An 18,782-nucleotide genomic window follows, 5' to 3' on the forward strand; every position below is an offset into this window, starting at 1 on the left:
TAAATTTCCCGGTTAACTGATTTAACATTAGTAGAAACAAACCCCGGTAAATGGTCGGGGTTTGTTTCTAAAAAAAAGCCCCTTCAACCATTTCGGCCCTATAGCAGTATTCGTTCAGGGTGCTTATGTTGAGTTTCCGGTGCTCTTTATGATTAAGACCAATTCAAGTTCTGGAAGGTAATGCCATATTTTCAAAAAATAGGGGTGATGATTTTTTTTGACAGTGAAAGAATTATTATGGTGACTGCTCCGGCCCAGATAATGAAGCTTCATAAACTATGGATTGTATAAAAACTAAGAGGCTAAAAAAATGAACAATATTATATTAGAAATACATGCAAATGCAAAAAAAGTATGGGTATTGGTGTTTTTTTTGAAAGAGAATAACGCCTTTTTAATCTAAGTTTACTGTATATTTTTGGCGTATAACCAACTAAATAGTTTCATATGTGGCCTTTAACAAGGTTAAAAAATTGGTGTAAAAGTTTTTTGAGTTGGTTTAAGTTGTAAAGACCGGATTCTTATTTCGGCCTTCATTTTTTTGTGGAAGCTTCTTGAACAGGTCAAATTCCGGATATGGCCAAAATTTAGGGGAAAACAAATAAAACAGTAATGAAATTGAAAAGGATAGATGGTATCACGTTCTTATTGTCGTTGATTTTCATAAAGGGCCGTGGTGCCCCTCATGAAAAGGTCTATAAAGCGGAAACAATTGATATGAAATTTAAAAAGCTACTTCTTCTGGCTATTGGGTGCTTTATCGCTCAGTTCATTATTGCCCAACCGGCTGAAAAAGATTTACCGAGTCACCTATTTAAGGTAGACAGGTCATACTTGACAAAACATGATATTGTGTTTTTGTCCCCTACTCAACTTGAAGCAGAGGGATTTCCCATGGGGAACGGGAATATGGGAGGCATGGTATGGAACCATAACAATGGAATGGAAATCCAGATCAACAAAAATGACCTCTGGTCCAAGCCGGACCCCGCAGAGTTTAATACCAGTATTTTAAAGCACGCCGCAAGATTAAAGATCGATTTCGGCTCCCCTGTTTTTAGTTGGATACACTTGGAACGATTTGAAGGCAGGTTGTCATTGAAAAATGGTGAGGTCAACTATAAAGCCAACACTGCTTATTCTAAAACCACTATAAATACATGGCTTTCCAGTAGTGACAACGTATGGGTTATCGATTGCGAAAACGTCCCAAATACTAAATATATGAAAGATGGCATTACCTCCACGATTTCATTGGAACGCATTGGTAGTAGGGCATTTTCAGGCTGGTATGGTGGTGGATTTCCTAAAAGCGTAGATGTCGGCATAGGTGACGCCAACACTAAGATAGAGGGCAAAGATATTATACTTGAAGAAAACGGAATAGGTGTCAATTTTGTTGTAGCCTGCCGAATCATTGATGCTGATAGCCGGGCAGAAAAGGTCAGTTCACGTAGCGTTGAATTAAAAAGTAAAAGCAACAGTTTCAAAGTATTGGTGACCGTAGTTACCGAAAAAGAAAATGACGATCCCCAAGCGGCAGCAATAGCACTTTTAGACAAAGCAGAAGCAACAACTGTTGACGCGTTAAGGAAAGGAAAAAATGCATGGTACGAGGCATTTTGGGAAAAGTCATTCGTCAAACTTGGTGACAATTATTTGGAGAATATTTATTATCTGCGTCGTTACTTAATGGCAGCAAGCTCAAGAGGAGAATACCCATGTAGTTTCAATGGAGGGCTGTGGAGATGGAATAGGGATGTTCTTAATTGGGTAACACCGCATCACTGGAACACCCAGCAACAATACTGGGGGCTATGTGCCCAGAATGATACCGATTTAATGCTACCTTACTTGAATACATATTTCAACATGATCCCCTACGGAGAGGCATTAGCTAAGGAAAAAGGAGCCAAAAGTGATGCTATTTTAATCACAGAAGCTCACGACTTTGATGGCTATCAGGTTAGTAAAAACCGAAGTGACATGAAAAATAATTTCATTCCCGCCATACAAATAGCAGCCTTGTTCTGGGATTATTATGCCTATACCGGAGATCTCCAATTCCTTAGGGAAAAGTCATATGTTTTCATGAAAAAAGCGCTTAATTTTTATTTGGACAAACTGGAATGGGATAAAGAAAAAAAGGAATATTTTCTTTTAGCATCAGTTCATGAATCAGCAGAAGTGCCCTACGTAAAGAATCCTATTACTGATAGAAATAGCCTTGAAGCACTATTGAAAAACTGTATCAAGGCTGCCAAATTACTACATACTGACAAAAATGAATCTAAAAAATGGAAATACGTATTGGATCACCTATGGGATAGAAAAATCATTGCTGACGATAAAATGGGGAAAGTTATTGCACCGGCCGATGAGTATTTCACGGAAAAAAGGTATTCACCTATGGGATGGGCGGCAGCGGGTTCTATTGCTTTTCCCGCAGGAGTGATCGGCATTGATGAAAAACATAGTGAATATGGTGAAGCTGTATCCAACTTCGTAAAGCACCAGACCATTCTTAACGCACATTACCCTATACCAATAGTAGCAGCGCGTATGGGAATGGGAGAAGAAGCACTAAACTATTTATTAAAGGGTGTTGAAATACATCAGATGTATCCGCAAGGTCTAATGCACAATTTAACAGGCTATCCCGACAATATATACGATTTAAATTCCATACATGATTTGTTGGGAGGCAGGCACCTGATTCGCTCACAGGACTTTTTTCATTGCGGTATGGAGCCAATAAGTAACTATGCAACCGCCATGAATGAAATGCTGCTCCAAAGTAACGAAGGAAAAATCCGTGTATTTCCTGCTATTCCCACGGCTTGGTTTTCCGAACCCCTGGCTTTTAAACTACTGGCACGTGGGGCTTTTGTGGTATCTGCAGAAAAAGATGAAAGTAATTCAATAAAACCAATAATGATTCAGAGCTTAAAAGGTAATGTTTGCTACATACAAAACCCTTGGCCCGGAGAAAAAATAACCATCAGCGAAATAATCGGAAACAAAAAAATACCTACCTCTTATAAACTAAAAAATAGGGTCATTATATTCAACACCAAAACGGATTCATATTACTTGATCAACCGAGCTGACAATATGCCATTGGAAAAGAGCAATACTTATTCGGCCAAGCCCAATCAAAAGCCTAAAAAGTTGGGTAAAAGAATTTTAGGAAAGAAAAGCGGGTGGGACGCTGGTTATAGAGATTAACAGAATAAAATTCGGGACTATGGAAATGGTATATCTAATATTAACCCGTTGTGCATTTTGATTGGGTAATAAAAAGTTGTGCAAACTGATGGATATCGGAAAATTGTGATTTTGAAGGCTTCATGGCGAGAATACTGTCCAAAATCACCTCACTTACAATGGTCCAGTTTGTCAACAGGTCCATTATTTTAAATGGAAACAGCAACCCTTTAATCCTATCTTTACGCGACTGTTGGAAATAGAGCGTAAGCATCCGTTCATAAGGCTATGTGAAAAAGTGCTATCTCGTCAAATATCGTCTCACTAATTGCTTCGATTCGATATTTTTTACGCCGGTTTTTGATCATGCCTATGTTCCTCGAATGACGGAAGTTCACCTCCTGGGTATCTACAGCCTTAGGCAGGATATGATAATTTGTGCCATACCCCCGAACCATGCAGGTTGCCATTAACTGTAACTGCATCAAAGGGTAATACTTATTTCTATCTCCTCTTGATTTCGTATGATTGTCAGATCTATCCGGCCTTTCCACACCTCCCCTTGATAGGAATCCATCAACTGAGGTATATTGGACGTCTTATGGTCATTGAGTTTTACAATGACATCGTTTATCCTGACTCCCTGCTTCTCTGCCTTTGAACCGGCAGGTAGTTGTACTACCAATATGCCATGCTCGTCTTGTAAACCAGCCGCCGAACGCTCTCCCAGCCCTTTGATCTTTCTAACCTTCGCACCTAAAAAGTCAAAAACCGGCCTTTTCTCTTTTTGAAATGACACCATAAACAATGTCGGGATTTCAGGCGAGGCTGCTAATTTTCTCAGTTCCTCGTCTTTCACACCAAACTGATCCATGGGAAAATTCTTAAAACCCAAGCCCAGGGCCGGGGAATTTTCTGCCACCCTGAAATCCCCTGTTTCGGGAGCTATAAAATTGGGATTGCCATATGCGCCGTGCATATCCAAATCCAGTGACCGGGATTGTGCCATGGCCGCAGAATCAGGAAGAAGATTATAATCTATTTCTTTGCCCCAGAAATCTATTTGAATAGGTTTGTACCAGGAAGTCACAATATTTCTCCTGAAAACATCATGGCTGTTTTTAAACCAAACATGGGGATGGAAAGAGTTATTAATCATAATGTTGTTTTCTACCGTGCGGTAAAAACCCTCCCGTAGTTTAATGCCCCCGTTAAGGCACAGGTTATTATAGATATGGTAGTTGGTGGATCCATCATCGAGATCTATATCCCAGCCATGATCGCACCTGAAACGGTTGTTTCTTATAACGGTGGTCTTTTGGGCATCCAGGGTGATAAGCGAAGGTTCTTTTTCGGTAATTTCATTCATTCGTGCCCTGTCAGGATGCCAAAAACGGTCTCTGCCCCAAGAATTAAAGGCCCCATGGTCACCGGTTTCCAGCACGGTATTGAACACATCATTGTATTCTATCACATGACCTCCCCAGGTACCCTCACTAATATTAATACCTGCTCTGGGAAGGTTGTAAATTGTATTGTGGCTAACGGTAATTTCAGAAGCCATTGAGATTTGCACGCCTGCCACCTGTTTTTCAATTGTACCTATATTGTGAATGAGGTTGTCATATACCATAGCATTTGCCGGGTAATCGTTTGTTTTTGGCCCCGGGGTACGGTCCAATTCCTCGTAGGCCACAAATTGGTGGTATTCAAAACTTGGGGAATGCACAGCATCAGGGCTGCCAACAAAGGCAATGGCGCTGGCGCCTATTGCTTCAAAATGGTTAGTGGCAAGGGTCGTACCCCTGTTATATTTGTTGACAAACACTCCATTACCTCCTAAATTCAGGAAATGGCTGTTGGAAATACTAATGTCTTTGGTACCCGTCAAAAGCGCCGCCCCTCCGCGATAAATGGTCCAGTCACTCCTGAGCAACGGCTCCTTTGTTTGCATATAGGTGCTACGCGCATGCTGAAAGGTGAAACCACTTATTTCTATGTAACGAGCCGGGTTTTGTTCCGTGCCGCTTATCTCTATAAGGTGATCCAGGACAGGCGCTTCCACTAATGCACCGGAGGAATCAAAACCTGCTTCAGGATAATAATAAAGTACTTTTTCGTCCTTATCAAAAAACCATTCCCCCGGGGCATCCAACTCCTCTTTAATGTTTTCTACAAAGCGGTAATCTTTATGCATGCCCATCTGGCGGTTATTTTGAAAACCGCCTTCCAGTATGGCTTCCCCGAATTCATCTACGCCAGTAATCCGGTAATGGTAGCCTCCCCATTCAGCGCGGTGCATAGCATGCAGCACACCTGTCTCCGGCTTACTCCATGTTTTGATGCGGTCAGGCGATATAGCATCAGCTGCATATCCGCTATAAACCAATACATCAGGGTTAAAATTAGGATACCGTGCTCTTATTTGCTTTCGGCCATTGATAAAAAGTTGGTCAAATGATACGGCTTCCTCCAATTTAGCCTTAAGTATTCCACCTTCGGCATCTTCCCACATTAAATCTAACTTTCTAGCTCCTGAAATGATCACTTTTTCTCCGGGATAGGCATTGATTTTTAAGGGAGCTTCGTTCGTACCTGAATGGTGGCTGTTGATCCTGGCGGTTTCCGGCAGGTAATAGGTACCGCCTCTGACAAAAATGGTTATGGCTTTCTCAGGGTTTTCCAGTTTTTCAGACTCAGCTAATTGAAGGGCCTTATCCAGAGATTGTAAAGGCGCATTCAAGCTGCCTGGATTTTGATCATTCCCATTGGGTGATATATAAATTTCCATTTCCTGCGACCGGCAGGAAACGAACGATATCAGTACTAACAGAATTAAGACTATTTTCCTCATAATGAGTTGTTTTCCTTATTTATTGATTTATTTTCTATGCGGCACTATGACAACTACCATCAAAAACCTAAAATTATAAAATCCAATTAGGGTTATCTACATTTTTCTCAAAGGACCAAAACAAAGGGCCGGCTTTTGAAATGGACAATTTATCGAAATTTTGTTTTTCGGCAAATAGCTTAAAGGCTTAAAACAAAAGATTTATGTAATTTGCAAAAAAAGTATTACATAAACCTCTTGTCCTTAAAACATCAAATCAACCGCCGCCGCCATAAGGAGGATTATCCGGAATATTGTTATTTAAAAGCTCGAAATCAGGCAATATCCAGGTAGAATTATAATCTCCAATAGGCACTATTAACTGGTTTCCCCTGGCTGTTTGAACTTTATCGAATGAATCTGTTCTTTTCAGATCAAACCATGCGTGTTCTTCGGTAAAAAGCTCCCATTTTCTTTCGTTCCATACAGCCTCTCTAAATTGTTCTTTGCTCAAGCCCGACAAATCAGGCACATGAGACGGATCGTTTTTATCTATTCTTGCCCGCCATCTCACCTGATTAATGTAGGGGTAAGCGTTGTCGGGACCATTCGCCTCATTTTCAGCCTCCGCAGCAATCAGATACATTTCCGCCAACCGGATCAAAGGAAAGCTAAAATCAGTTTCGGTGGCAGACGGGGGTAGCTCCTGTTCTAACTTACGCTCATCAATAAATTTATTGTAATAAGTTCTTGCTATAAAGTCTACTCCACCCGAAGTGGTAAATTTATCTTTGATTCCCCATTCTCTTCTTCTATCCCCTGCAGGAAAACTATTAATGAAATCATCAGATGGTAGTAACATAGCGGTTTGGTTACCAGTAGGGGCGGTTTGGTTATGTTTTCCATTACTCGATATCCCTTCCAAATAAAGTATTTCCCATATTGACTCAGTGGTGTATGATGTATTTTTAAACACATTGGCAAAATCATCTAATAATTCAAATGGCCCTGCGATCACTTCTAATGCTTTGTCCCGGGCCAAGGCGTAGTTGGCGGTAATATTCATAGGACTCCCCGCCGTTGCCAGATAGACTCTCGCCAATAACGCTTTTGCCACAAAACTATTTACCCTACCTTCCTGGACAACGGTCGCAGAAAGGCCGGATTCCGCATCCTTCAGATCCCGGATGATAAGCTCATATACCTCAGCTTGCGGAGACCGTTCTATTTGGGTTTCAGCAACGCTCTCAACAGGTTTCGTCCTTAACGGAACATCTCCATATAACTGCACCAAATTAAAATAAGCGTACGCCCTCAGAAATTTTGTTTCAGCGGCAATACTATTTTTTTGGTTTTCATTCAATGGCGCTCCTTCTAATGCCGTGAGCACTTGATTGGCATTACTTACTACCTGATAAGGCACAGACCAACCCTCCCTTATTGCCCAGAAATCGGATCCCGGATTGTTTCTCCAGATATCTTCCGTTTGTTCGGCAAATTCAGGTACATCACTGTAATCGGCAAATAAGTCTTTCAATTGCGTCTGCCATCCTCCGGTCATACCACGGGTTATACCATAAATTCCTTTTACGGCAGCTTCGAAATCACTAAATGACGTAAAAAAATTATTGGGCGATATAAACGTCATTGGCTCTTCTTCAAGAACATCCTCACAAGACAGGATGCTTAAGAGTATAAATCCTGAAAGTATAAGTTTTGTTACGATTGTTTTCATGGGTGTGATTATTTAACAATTAAAAGTTAGCCTTAAGTCCGAAAGTCACAGCCCTCGTCGAAGGGTAGACTCCTCTGTCCCATCCATTGACAGGCGCATTCTCCCAGGCTACCTCGGGATCATAATGCGAATAATCCGTTATGGTGATTAAATTTTGACCGCTTACATATAGCTTCAGGTTATCGATCCCTAGCTTATCGAGGACCTCATCAGAAAAATTATAGGCTATTTTGATGTCTCTGAATCTCAGATACGATCCGTCTTCAACCCACAATGAGTTTGGTGCTGAGGCAAACGTTATTGTATTGATAGCATTAGAAGATGCCTTGGCAAAAGTACCGCCGGAACCAGGTCCTGTCCATCGGTTCTCCCAGGCTTCACGGGTCACATTCCAATTGCCACCAAGCGCCGTATAATATTTAGCAAATTCATTCACAAGATCATTGCCCACCGAACCGACCATCAGGATAGAAAGCTCGAAGTTTTTATAGGAGAAATCATGATTCATTCCAAAAACGAAGTCGGGTTGTAAATCGGTTAATATCTTTCGATCGTCCGAATTCACAATCCCATTGCCATCGGTGTCTTTAAACCGGTAATCTCCTGCTGTTTTATTGGGCTCACCATTCTCAATCGCTTCTGCGTCGGTTTGGTAAATTCCCTCAATTTCAAACCCGTAGAGTTGTTGACCGGGTTCTCCTAAAAACAGGGGAAACCAGTTTCCACCCGCTCCGGGAGCATCAATTCTTTCTATCCTGTTTCCTGATCCGTCGGTCCCTAAACTAACCACTTTATTACGATTAAAGGTCATATTCAGGCTCGATGTCCATTTAAAGTTCCCCGTAAAATTTTTAGTGGTTAGTTCAAATTCAAAACCCTTGTTTTCCATTTCGCCAACATTTCTTATCGTGGAGGTAAAACCCGAAGAGGTGGGAAGAATGGCATTAAATAGTAAATCTTTGGTTCTTTTAATATAATAATCGGCTGTAAACAGGATCCTGTCATTGAACAACCCCAGATCTATACCCACATCTGTCGTAGTGGTTGTTTCCCATTTCAAATCGGAATTCTCAAAAGCGGACAAGACAAAACCAACATTTTCCCCGTCACCAAATATCGGCCCATTGGTACTTAGCCGGGCGAGTGTCTGAAAAGGTGCAATCGCCTGATTCCCGGATTCACCTATGCTGGTCCTGAGTTTTAAATTACTTATTTTCTCAACGCCACTCAAAAACGGTTCATCTGAAATGCGCCACGCAAAAGCGGCTGAAGGGAAAAAGGCATATTTGTTATCCCGGCCAAACTTTGAGGAACCATCATACCTGCCGGTGAATGTAAACAAATACTTTTGGTTAAATGTGTAATTAACCCTTCCTAAATAGGAAATCAACTTAAACTCGCTCCAGCTTGTAGAAGGCCTTTCCACAATGTTAGCCGATTGCAATAAATTGTTTTCGAAAGCATCTGTTACAAAACCCGTCCCGCTGGCAGACAGACCGTCGGAATTATCTTCCTGATAAGTGAATCCTATCAACGCTCCCAATGAATGGTTATCGATATTAAGGTCGTAACTAAGAATATTTTCATTGATAAAACTGACACTTTTATTGAAGGATTTCGATGCCTGGCCATCGGAAGGTCCCAAACTGATAATACCGATAGGTCTGTAAGTATCGGTTGTGTTGTTTATAGAGCTTAAACCGACGTTCGTTCTAAAATTCAAACCTTCGGTGATCTTGTATTTCAGTTCAAAGTTACCGAGCACCCTGGTCGTAAGTCTTCTGAATTTATCATTTTCGGCAAATCCGACCGGGTTAGTACCTCCCCATGGTACGCCGGAAAAAACCGTATAATCTCCATTGGCATCCCGAATGGGGCTAATGGGTGGCATCACGATTGTGGTAAATGGGATCGCGCCGAATCCATCGGCAAAGTCGTCGAATGTTTGATTGAATACTGACCGGGAAATGGTAAGACTGGTTTTCAAATCTAGTTTTTCATTGATTTTTTTATCTCCATTCATTCTGAAACTGAACCTTTCAAAGCCTGAGTTCCTGATGATGCCTTCCTGATCCATAAAGTTAAGTGAGGAATAAAATTTGGTGGATTCATTGCCACCTGATACGGCCACCTGATGGCTTTGCATGCCCGCATCTCTGTAGACGAGGTCATGCCAGTCATTATCTGGCAAATTCGCAATCTCATCGGGTCCATAGACCGGTGCTCCTCCCTCATTGACAGCAATTTCATTGACCATTTCCACATACAGGTCCCGGTCCAGTAGTTCGATTTTTCTTCTCAAACTCTGAATACCGTAAAATCCGTGATAATCCACTTTGATTTGTCCTTCCGATCCCCTTTTTGTGGTGATCATAATAACGCCATTCGCTCCTCTCGACCCATAAATTGCCGTTGCCGAAGCATCTTTCAGGATTTCGATTGACTCGATGTCCTCGGGGTTTATGTCCGATCCAAAATCATCCACCGGAAAACCGTCTATCACATAGAGAGGATTGTTTCCTCCACTGATTGAATTATTTCCTCTGATCCTGATAATGACTCCTTGGCCCGGCTGGCCCGAAGCCTGGTTGACACTCACGCCGGCAGCACGGCCTTGCAGTGTACTGGCGACGCTTGTAACGGGAACCTGGGTTATTTCTTCCGAAGAAACGGATGAGACAGCGCCGGTCAAATCACTTTTCTTTACCGTTCCGTAACCTACCACAACTATTTCTTTAAGGGTTTCAATATCCGGTGAAAGGGATAAATCAACAACAGACCGCCCTGCAATCTCAATTTCTTCCGTAACATACCCGACATACGTAAACACCAGTGTTTTAGCTTCATCGGGAATACTTAGTTTATAATTACCATCAGAATCTGTAATGGTACCGATCGTTGTACCTTTAACCAGTATATTGACTCCGGGAAGTCCCTCACCGCTTTCGTCGGTTACCTTTCCGATAATATCCCTTTGTTGTATCAGTTCTTCCACCTCCACAGCCTGAGGATTCTCTCTTCTATTGATATAAATGATCTCATCGACCCTTTTAAATCCAAGATTGGTTTCCCTGGAAATTTTCCGGAGTAAATCGGCTAGTGAAATATCACTTACCTGCATATTCAGCCTTGTTTCAGGATTGATAATCGACTTGTTATAGGCAAACTCAAAGTCTGTCAACCTTCCTAATATTTGAAATGCCTTTTGAAGACTTGTATTCTCAAACTCGACGGAAATCCTAATATCTTCAATGCTCACTCTTTGCGCCTTGCTGGGATTGGCCAGCGCCAGGGAATAGAGGATGCACTGTATAAATATGCCAAAAATTGCATATTTGGACATAATTAAAACTTTTTTAATTAATTTTAATGGCATAACTTTAATTGTTTTTGGTGAAAAAATTTATCAAAGACACGTGCCTTATGATCGTTGAGAAGCCATTCCCCAATGTTTTGCTCAACATCATGAGGTTTTTACCTAACCAATGGAAAGTTTCCTAACCTGTATCATGGTAGCTCATCATGCAATCCGTTTATAGTAATTATCTTACCGTTAATCTCATATTCAAAAGCGAAGGCAAAACCCAATCCCTGAAGTATGGCGTCAAGTGACTTATCTTTATAGCTGACCGTAAAGCCCTTATTCTGATCCATTTCCGCATTCACCACAAACGTGACACCATACCACAATTCCAGGGTTTCAAGGATTTCAGAAATCCCGGCATCCTTGAAGTAAATAATGCCATCCTTCCAGGCTACCATTTCATTGTAATCAAATCCACGCTTAACTGTTTGATTATTCATTTTAGTGTAAACAGCCATTTCGTTGGGAGCCAAAAGCAAAGGTTTCGGATCACCCCCTCCCTGTTTGATATTCTCCACTGCAACTTTGCCACTTACCACCGCCACTGTAATATCATTTTCTTCCGGAAATGCTCTGATGTTAAAAGTTGTACCTAGTACGGTGGTAGAAATATTGTCCGACATGATTGTAAAAGGTCTTGCTACGTCTTCGGTTACCTCAAAAAAGGCTTCACCAACCAGCGTTACTTTTCTATCTTTAGCCGGGAACTCCTCCGGGAATACCAGTTGAGAATTGGCATTCAGTTTCACTAAACTTCCATCCGGTAGTTTGATATTTAATTTTTCACCGGGATTGGTAAATTTCTCAATATGGGCTACGGCCGGTGTCTCCTTATTCAGGAGCGTATCGAAATAACCTGAAAAGAACCATGAAGCGCCCGCTAAAATGAATACGGCAATTGCAGCGGCGATCCCAGAGAATGGAAAGATGCTTCTTTTTCTCTCAGGTACTTTCCTATCAGGATTATCCGGCTTTAATCGCCCGTGTGGTTCTTCATCAAAATCCTTAATTCTTTGTGCTAAATTTTGTGCGATTTTCTCAGATTCTTTTGAAAAATAGCCTGCCTCTGTGTCCCAAAACTCAGTAATGCTGTGAAAAAGGATCTTATTTTGCTCACTGGCTTCAAGCCAGCTTTGAAGCGCTGCAATATCGCGCTGATCTGCTTCACCGGTCAGATATCGTGCAAACAGGTGGTAGGGCGCATCATTGGACATCTCAATTAAGGGTTTTATTATTTAGGAATAAAAAAATTCGTAAAACCCCCAAATGACAAGCAAAATTAAATGGAGGTAACAGCGTAGAAAAGGAAAAGGGTTATGGTTTTTTCGAAACTGTACTCATTTTGATCCTGCAGATATGGTTTCAGTTCTTCATGCATCTTTTTCAGGGCTATCGCCAGTTGATTTTCTACGGTTTTAGGTTTTATAGAAAGTTTTATGGCTGCTTCCCTGTACGAAAGACCTTCCAGCTTCACAAGTTCAAAAACCATCTTGCATCTTTCCGGTAAATTCGAAATAGCGGCTTTGATGTGTCGATTCAATTCCTCTGTCAAATATTGCTTTTCAGGTGAAATAGATAAAAGAGGGATTTCCTTTTGAAATTCAAAAATTTGATCCGTGGATGCACGACTGACATAATTCCTCCTATTTTCCTTTTTAAGCAAAACAAGCGCATTGTTTTTAGCAGATGTGCATAAATATTTATTGAGATCCCTTATTTCCGAAGTGCGTTTTCTCATTTGCCAGAATCTAAAGAAAACATCACCGATTACTTCTTCCGAAAGCATTTTATTTTTTAGAATGGCGAAGGTGATACGGTACAACCGGGGATAAAAATAATCAATCAACTCACGCAAAGCATGCTGATCATCGTAATGACAAATACGATTAATCAGCAAACCAATATATTTCTCTTTTTTATGCAAAATATATCAAAGTGTTCCCTACAAATAGCTTTCGAAAGCAGATAATTTATTAAAAATAAAAAAATTCAGGAAATTAATCACAGAAGTTTAAAATATTACATGGAAACTGTTTATCAGATTACCAGTTTTATAAATTTCCTTCCAATAGCAAAAACCAATCACTACCGGATGCCCTTTGCGATCCGCGATCTTTACTCCGTTATTCCCGGAAATCACTTTCCTGTCAGTTCCATTGTCATCTATAAACAGGGACAGCGTATTTTTTCTTATGCCGGAGTCATCGACTTTTTTAGTTATACGGCCAATATGCTTGTCCATGCAGACATGGAACAAACTTTGAGTCCATAACAGCGCTGATCGATCTTTATCCGACATTCACTGAACGATGTGGTTCTGAGGATGAACAACCTGCTATACTACCGGGAAAAAGTCTGGCAGGTTACATAAAAAACCATAGCATTGAAGGTGAGCAGCTTGCTTACGCCATTAGTTACAGGGGCAAAGGTGCCACGCTAAGATCGGAAAGATGGCGGTATACGCGATGGGACGAAGATCTGGCTCCGTACTTTTTTTTCATTGCTACAAGCCGTTCGTGCATGAATAATCGCAGCCCTGCGGTAAGCCATTCAAATGGATCTTCCCTACAAGAAGGGCGGTTGAATACCCAGCCTTTTGCAGCATCTTGGCAAAGTAGGCTGGGCCCAATCAAAATAAAAATATTTTACAGCTTAAATATTTTGTCCATTCTTTGGGAGATCTCCTTTAGCCGCGCTTTGTCACCTCCAGGTACCTCAGCAGACCCCCATCCGGAATAACCCACTTCGCGCAATGCTGCATTCACCCTGGCCCAATCACTATCCCCATCACCCAGTTTTACCTTAAAACCTTCCCATATCCCTTCATTCTTTTGTTTATCCCTGCTGTATTCCTTCACATCGACCTTGATAATCCTTTTTCCAAGGATTCTGACCCATTGATCGGGCCAGCCGTACCGCACAATATTTCCTACATCAAAGTACCATCCGATCATGTCACTGTTAAACTGGTCGATATATCGCGCTGCCTCCATGGGGCTGATCAGGAAGTTGTTCCAAACATTTTCTATGGCTATTTTTATGCCCGTTTCTTTAGCGGTCGGTAACATTTTCTTGATTTCCTCTGTTGAACGCTCCCAGGCTTCATCATATGCCACGTCCTGGTTTACTACACCGGGTACCAATAAAACCGTGGTACCCCCATACTTTTTGCATTGGTGAAACGCTTCTATCATGGACTCAGTGCATGCGGCTCTTGTAGCGGGGTCCGGATCGGACAAAGGTTTTGTCCAATGTAAAGAATTGACCAGACCAGGTATTTCCAATCGCGTAATGCGCTTGGCCTCCATGATTTCTTCTTCATTCAGGTCATGGGGGCTATCCAGCTCTACACCGTCAAAACCTAATTCTTTTACAAGCTTAAACTTTTCCAAAACTGACATTTCCCCTTTAATCATGCCAAATTTAAGGCTCTTTTTGTGAATGGGCGCTTTTCTGGCACCGTCCAACGCGGGGAACAGGCCAACTGCCATCGCGCAGGCCGTTGCGTTTTTTGTAAAATCCCTTCGCTTCATATTAGCTGAATTTTGTAATACCCGGTTTCGCAACTTCTTTCATGGGCCATTTCAGGTCCCAGCTAAACGCTTCAAGCTCAGGGCCCAGCACTTCCTGGGAATTCAGGGCCTCATCCCAGGTCAGGGTTTGGCCTGTATAAGCTACCATTCTTCCCAATATTGCCAACATAGTGCTGTTAGCCATACGAATTCCGTCAAAATAGGGGTCTCCCTTGCGTATAGAAGCAAATAACGTATCGTGCTCGTTTTGGTACATATTGTTTTTTTCGCCTCTCCATTTCCATTTCTCCTTTCCTTTGATCTCATGTTTGCGGAACACATCAATATAAGAAGTGCCCTGGCTACCGGTTAATTCCACATGATAAGCCCGTGAACAGTCTTTTTGTTGCCTGCTGAAATGAAATCCTTTTTTACCATTGGGATATTCGTAAACGATGGCAAAATGATCGTAGACATTGCCATATTGTTCTTCGGTACGGCTCTGCCTTCCACCTGTGCCCGTGGCTTTCAAGGGCACCTCATCACCCATGGCCCAGGCCATCAGGTCCAGGCTGTGCACCGCCTGTTCAGTAATATGATCGCCCGAAATCCAGGTATAGTATAGCCAGTTACGCATTTGGAATTCAAAATCAGACCATTGCGGTTGGCGCTCGTGAAACCACAGGGCGCCGGTATTGTAGGTGTTGTAAACGGTGTGAACATCTCCTATGGCCCCATCCAGTATTCTTTGATAAGTGTCTATTTTGGGCGTGTCGTGCCGCCAGCAAAAACCAGACATCATGGCCAGTCCTTTTTCTTTGGCTTTCTTGGCGGTTTCTATCACGCTACGGATACCGGGGGCATCTACCGCCACAGGTTTTTCGCAAAAAATATGCTTGCCTGCTTCTACAGCAGCAGCCAGATGTCCGGGGCGAAAGTTGGGAGGTGTGGCAAGGATCACCACATCTACATCGGTTTCCAACAATTTGCGGTAGCTATCGAAACCTATAAACTTGTGCCCTTCATCTACCTTTAACTTATCGGGGTTTTCCAACTTCAGATTTTCATAAGACTTATCCAGCCTGTCCCGGAAGATATCCGCCATGGCTGTGATTATTACATTGGGATCGGCCTTCGAAGCCTGAAGCGCTGCGCCCGTACCTCTACCCCCACAACCTATTAGGCCCACTTTAAGCGTTTCGCTGTTTATATTCCGTTGGGATAACGGCTGCGCAGATAAGATATTAAACCCCACTGCAGAGGTCAAAACTGCTGAGCTCGACTTTTTAATAAACTCACGCCTGGATTTATAGTCTTTTTTCATGATTTTATGATTTTCTTTCAACTAAAAATAATTTACTTCATTAAACAGATTGTGGGGCAACCATTTTTAATTTATAATTTCTATATCATATTTTTTTTTTAGTTTCTTTTTAACTGCTTCCGATGCTACGGTAAATGTGGTGGCCAAAGCATCGGCCAGCGTAGTATTGGACGCGATAACAGTGATAACGGAGCTATCCACTTTTCCCAGTCCCGAGGAGGGTTCCAGGATGTGTGAATACCTTTTTCCCTGCCATTGTAAATACCGGTAGGTATCACCCGAGCTTGCCATGGCACGGTAATGTTGTGCGGAAATGCTTGTGCTGTTTATATTTTTGATTTCCCAGCTACTGCCATCCGGTGGTGGTGCGGCAATAAACAGGTCTCCTCCCCCATCTATGATGGCGCTCGTAATTCCAAATCGTTGTTCTAAAACTTCATAAGCCTGATCTACGGCATAACCTTTGGCGATGCCACCAAAATCGAGGCGCATGCCGGGTTTCTTTAACTTCACCTTCTTTTGACGAGGGTATAGTTTTACCCAGCGATGATTCACCAGCGCCCTTGCCCTGGCAATTTTGCCAGCATCCGGATATTCCTGTTGCCTGACACCTCTTCGCCATAGTTTGGTAAGGGGGCCTATCGTAATATCAAATGCTCCACCACTTTGCCTCGAAAGGCGTTTGGCGTATTTTAGCAGATACCAAAGATCGTTGCTCACTGCAATACGCCTGCCTGAGCCGGCAGTTGCTGACAGCTTCGTAACTTCGCTATCTTCCAGATAATCACTGAAAATCCAATTTAGTTGCTCAACCCTTTCAAAAGCAGCGGCAGCAGCACGCGCTGCCAGTTCGCTTGAAGGAGCATAGAAAGTCAATGAAAAATCGGTACCCATTAGTGGGGCTGTATGCCTGAACTTGCACCATGTCTCCTGGGCCCCTGAAACATGGCACGTCAGGAACAAGAAGATCAAAAAACCGGCGCCGGACATTTTCAATTTCATCATTGCATTGGAGTTCATTAATCACCTAAAACCCTTGCCCAGAAAGCCTCCTGCTCTTCCTTTGCAGGCTGTTTTGCAGGCCGTACCAGGCGGAAACCTACGAAAGGGGAGTCAGTATTCCACCAATAGCTTTTAGGTATTTGGGGATCCCTTTCTTTCCACCTGTCGCTGGATTCGATACGGCATGCACAACGCACATCTTCCATATCATTATCCCACGAACCGCCACGAACCGTTCTGGGGTGTAGTTTGGTGGGTTTAATCCAGGGGTTTACCTCATTCATTTTTGCGAGTTGCATGTAGGCATCTTCCTGATACTGGTCCAGTGTCCATTCCGATACGTTGCCCAACATATCGTAAAGTCCCCAGGGATTAGATAATTTCTTGCCCACCTTTTTATAAGCTTCATTGCTGTTATCATAGTACCACGCGTGAGCATCCAGTTGCTCTGCCTCATCTCCGAAGTAATATCTGCCGGTGGTTCCGGCCCTGCAGGCATATTCCCATTCGGCTTCTGTGGGCAACCTGTAAAATACCCCTGTTTTTTGGCTGAGCCACCGGCAATATTGTAAAGCGGCAAATTGCGTCATACTGGCGGCCGGGAAACCGTCTTTGCCCATACCGAAAGTAGGATCCTCATAAGGCGGGCTGGGCCTTACTACAGCGTCCGCATTCCAGGATGGATTATTGGCAGTAGGTATATCCAAAGATTTATCCCTGAAAACATTATACTCTTCGAATGTTACTTCATACGTGCCTAGCCAAAAGGAATCAACCGCCACTTCAAACCGGGGGCCTTCATCCGGGGTACGATCCGGTTCGTTATCAGGACTGCCCATCAGGAAGGTGCCCCCCGGGATAAGCTTCATTTCAAAACTTATAACTGTTCCGGGAATGGTATCTACCCGTTGTTGAATACCGGATTGCCCATTGGCTCCTGTTGTCACCAGCAAACCGGTAAGCCATACTACTATCAATGTTTTATTCATCGCCTGTCTTTTTGTAGTGGAATACAAAGTTAACTACAATATCATCATGTGTTTTAATCTGTCCGAACATGGCACTGGGAGGTTCCATTTCAAAGTCAGTCATTTTAAGCTCCTTGCTGACAGTCAGCATCATCACGCCCTTGTCGATGGTACCCTTGCCCGACACGGTGATGGGCTTATCTTTTCCAGCCATTGAAAGAATCCCCTTGGAACTGAAGTTAAAATCCCCGCTTTCCGGCATCTCACTTAAAACGGCAGGCTCTGTTTGTTTATAATCTATAAAAGGGTTTTCAGTAGATTTAAAAGCTGCATGGATTTTTTTATTCATAGTAGCCCCACGCCCACCGTCCATACTGTCTACCGGAATTTTAAAGGCAAACGCATCAATGGTGTTTTTGTCAGTTATCTGCAAAGTTTCGGGTATTCCTGTCAGGCCCGGACAGTCTGCTTTCCAATCATGCAGCGTCGATGTGCCTGTTATGTGCACCTCCGGCGGTGCACCGGGATCCAACTGCCAGCTTTTAGTTTGAGCAAACCCCGGTGAAGCGTAGCACAACAAAACAATGACGGGAAGCAGCAACCTTGCAACAACCGCTTGAATTACCTTCCTTTTGTTATTTTCCTGTCTGAAATACCTGATAGAAATCATTTTAATCATAAATGAAAAATTAATTAATGCTTTTCCTGTTGAATTCTAATGAAAAAATAAGGCAAATTCAATGGTTTTCAAGAAAATTGTTCGCATTTAACAGATTGCCATACAACATGTTTAAAAAACATTTTAATTGTGACCAGATCGTTAAAACGCCTCTTATT

General features: G+C 42.4%; 13 protein-coding genes. 2 read left to right on the top strand and 11 right to left on the bottom strand.

Annotated features, from left to right (window positions below; all coding sequences use genetic code 11):
* The first annotated feature begins 612 nt into the window (after window positions 1-612).
* Window positions 613-3,228 carry a glycosyl hydrolase family 95 catalytic domain-containing protein gene (locus tag AC04NP_RS05700; protein ID WP_482858546.1) on the top strand — a complete coding sequence of 872 codons (2,616 nt, stop codon included), beginning with the start codon at window positions 613-615 and terminating at the stop codon, window positions 3,226-3,228.
* Window positions 3,229-3,485: 257 nt separating this feature from the next.
* Here AC04NP_RS05700 and AC04NP_RS05705 read toward each other — a convergent pair whose 3' ends face one another.
* The 6 genes from AC04NP_RS05705 to AC04NP_RS05730 all read right to left on the bottom strand — a co-directional run bounded on the left by AC04NP_RS05705 (window position 3,486) and on the right by AC04NP_RS05730 (window position 13,063).
* Entirely contained in the window at window positions 3,486-3,692 is a 207-nt protein-coding gene (locus AC04NP_RS05705) for a hypothetical protein (RefSeq protein WP_482858547.1), read from the bottom strand.
* Window positions 3,692-6,061 (bottom strand): PDZ domain-containing protein, encoded by a 2,370-nt coding sequence (locus AC04NP_RS05710; RefSeq protein ID WP_482858548.1) that lies wholly within the window; start codon window positions 6,059-6,061, stop codon window positions 3,692-3,694. Before AC04NP_RS05710 ends, AC04NP_RS05705 begins: the two co-directional genes overlap by 1 nt.
* Before the next feature lie 256 nt (window positions 6,062-6,317).
* Complete coding sequence (locus AC04NP_RS05715; RefSeq protein WP_482858549.1) at window positions 6,318-7,775, bottom strand: RagB/SusD family nutrient uptake outer membrane protein; 1,458 nt, start codon at window positions 7,773-7,775, stop codon at window positions 6,318-6,320.
* A gap of 19 nt (window positions 7,776-7,794) precedes the next feature.
* Complete coding sequence (locus AC04NP_RS05720) at window positions 7,795-11,118, bottom strand: SusC/RagA family TonB-linked outer membrane protein (RefSeq protein ID WP_482858550.1); 3,324 nt, start codon at window positions 11,116-11,118, stop codon at window positions 7,795-7,797.
* 164 nt (window positions 11,119-11,282) lie between these two features.
* Window positions 11,283-12,353, bottom strand: coding sequence for a FecR family protein (locus AC04NP_RS05725; protein WP_482858551.1), 1,071 nt, complete (start codon window positions 12,351-12,353; stop codon window positions 11,283-11,285).
* A gap of 65 nt (window positions 12,354-12,418) precedes the next feature.
* Window positions 12,419-13,063, bottom strand: a complete 645-nt coding sequence (locus tag AC04NP_RS05730; RefSeq protein ID WP_482858552.1) for an RNA polymerase sigma factor — start codon at window positions 13,061-13,063, stop codon at window positions 12,419-12,421.
* Window positions 13,064-13,162: 99 nt separating this feature from the next.
* On the opposite strand from AC04NP_RS05730, the gene AC04NP_RS05735 reads away from it, so the two are divergent.
* Window positions 13,163-13,411 carry a hypothetical protein gene (locus tag AC04NP_RS05735; RefSeq protein ID WP_482858553.1) on the top strand — a complete coding sequence of 83 codons (249 nt, stop codon included), beginning with the start codon at window positions 13,163-13,165 and terminating at the stop codon, window positions 13,409-13,411.
* 373 nt (window positions 13,412-13,784) lie between these two features.
* Here the strand turns inward: AC04NP_RS05735 and AC04NP_RS05740 are convergent, their stop codons facing one another.
* The 5 genes from AC04NP_RS05740 to AC04NP_RS05760 all read right to left on the bottom strand — a co-directional run bounded on the left by AC04NP_RS05740 (window position 13,785) and on the right by AC04NP_RS05760 (window position 18,624).
* Complete coding sequence (locus AC04NP_RS05740; protein ID WP_482858554.1) at window positions 13,785-14,672, bottom strand: sugar phosphate isomerase/epimerase family protein; 888 nt, start codon at window positions 14,670-14,672, stop codon at window positions 13,785-13,787.
* 1 nt (window position 14,673) lies between these two features.
* Window positions 14,674-15,975: a Gfo/Idh/MocA family protein gene (locus AC04NP_RS05745; protein ID WP_482858555.1), complete on the bottom strand. Its 1,302-nt coding sequence runs from the start codon at window positions 15,973-15,975 to the stop codon at window positions 14,674-14,676.
* Window positions 15,976-16,041: 66 nt separating this feature from the next.
* Window positions 16,042-16,980 (bottom strand): FAD:protein FMN transferase, encoded by a 939-nt coding sequence (locus tag AC04NP_RS05750; RefSeq protein ID WP_482858556.1) that lies wholly within the window; start codon window positions 16,978-16,980, stop codon window positions 16,042-16,044.
* Window positions 16,981-16,994: 14 nt separating this feature from the next.
* Complete coding sequence (locus AC04NP_RS05755) at window positions 16,995-17,966, bottom strand: formylglycine-generating enzyme family protein (RefSeq protein WP_482858557.1); 972 nt, start codon at window positions 17,964-17,966, stop codon at window positions 16,995-16,997.
* Window positions 17,959-18,624 carry a YceI family protein gene (locus AC04NP_RS05760; protein ID WP_482858558.1) on the bottom strand — a complete coding sequence of 222 codons (666 nt, stop codon included), beginning with the start codon at window positions 18,622-18,624 and terminating at the stop codon, window positions 17,959-17,961. Before AC04NP_RS05760 ends, AC04NP_RS05755 begins: the two co-directional genes overlap by 8 nt.
* Window positions 18,625-18,782 lie beyond the last annotated feature (158 nt).

The sequence above is a fragment of the Agaribacillus sp. DX54 genome (assembly GCF_056858335.1).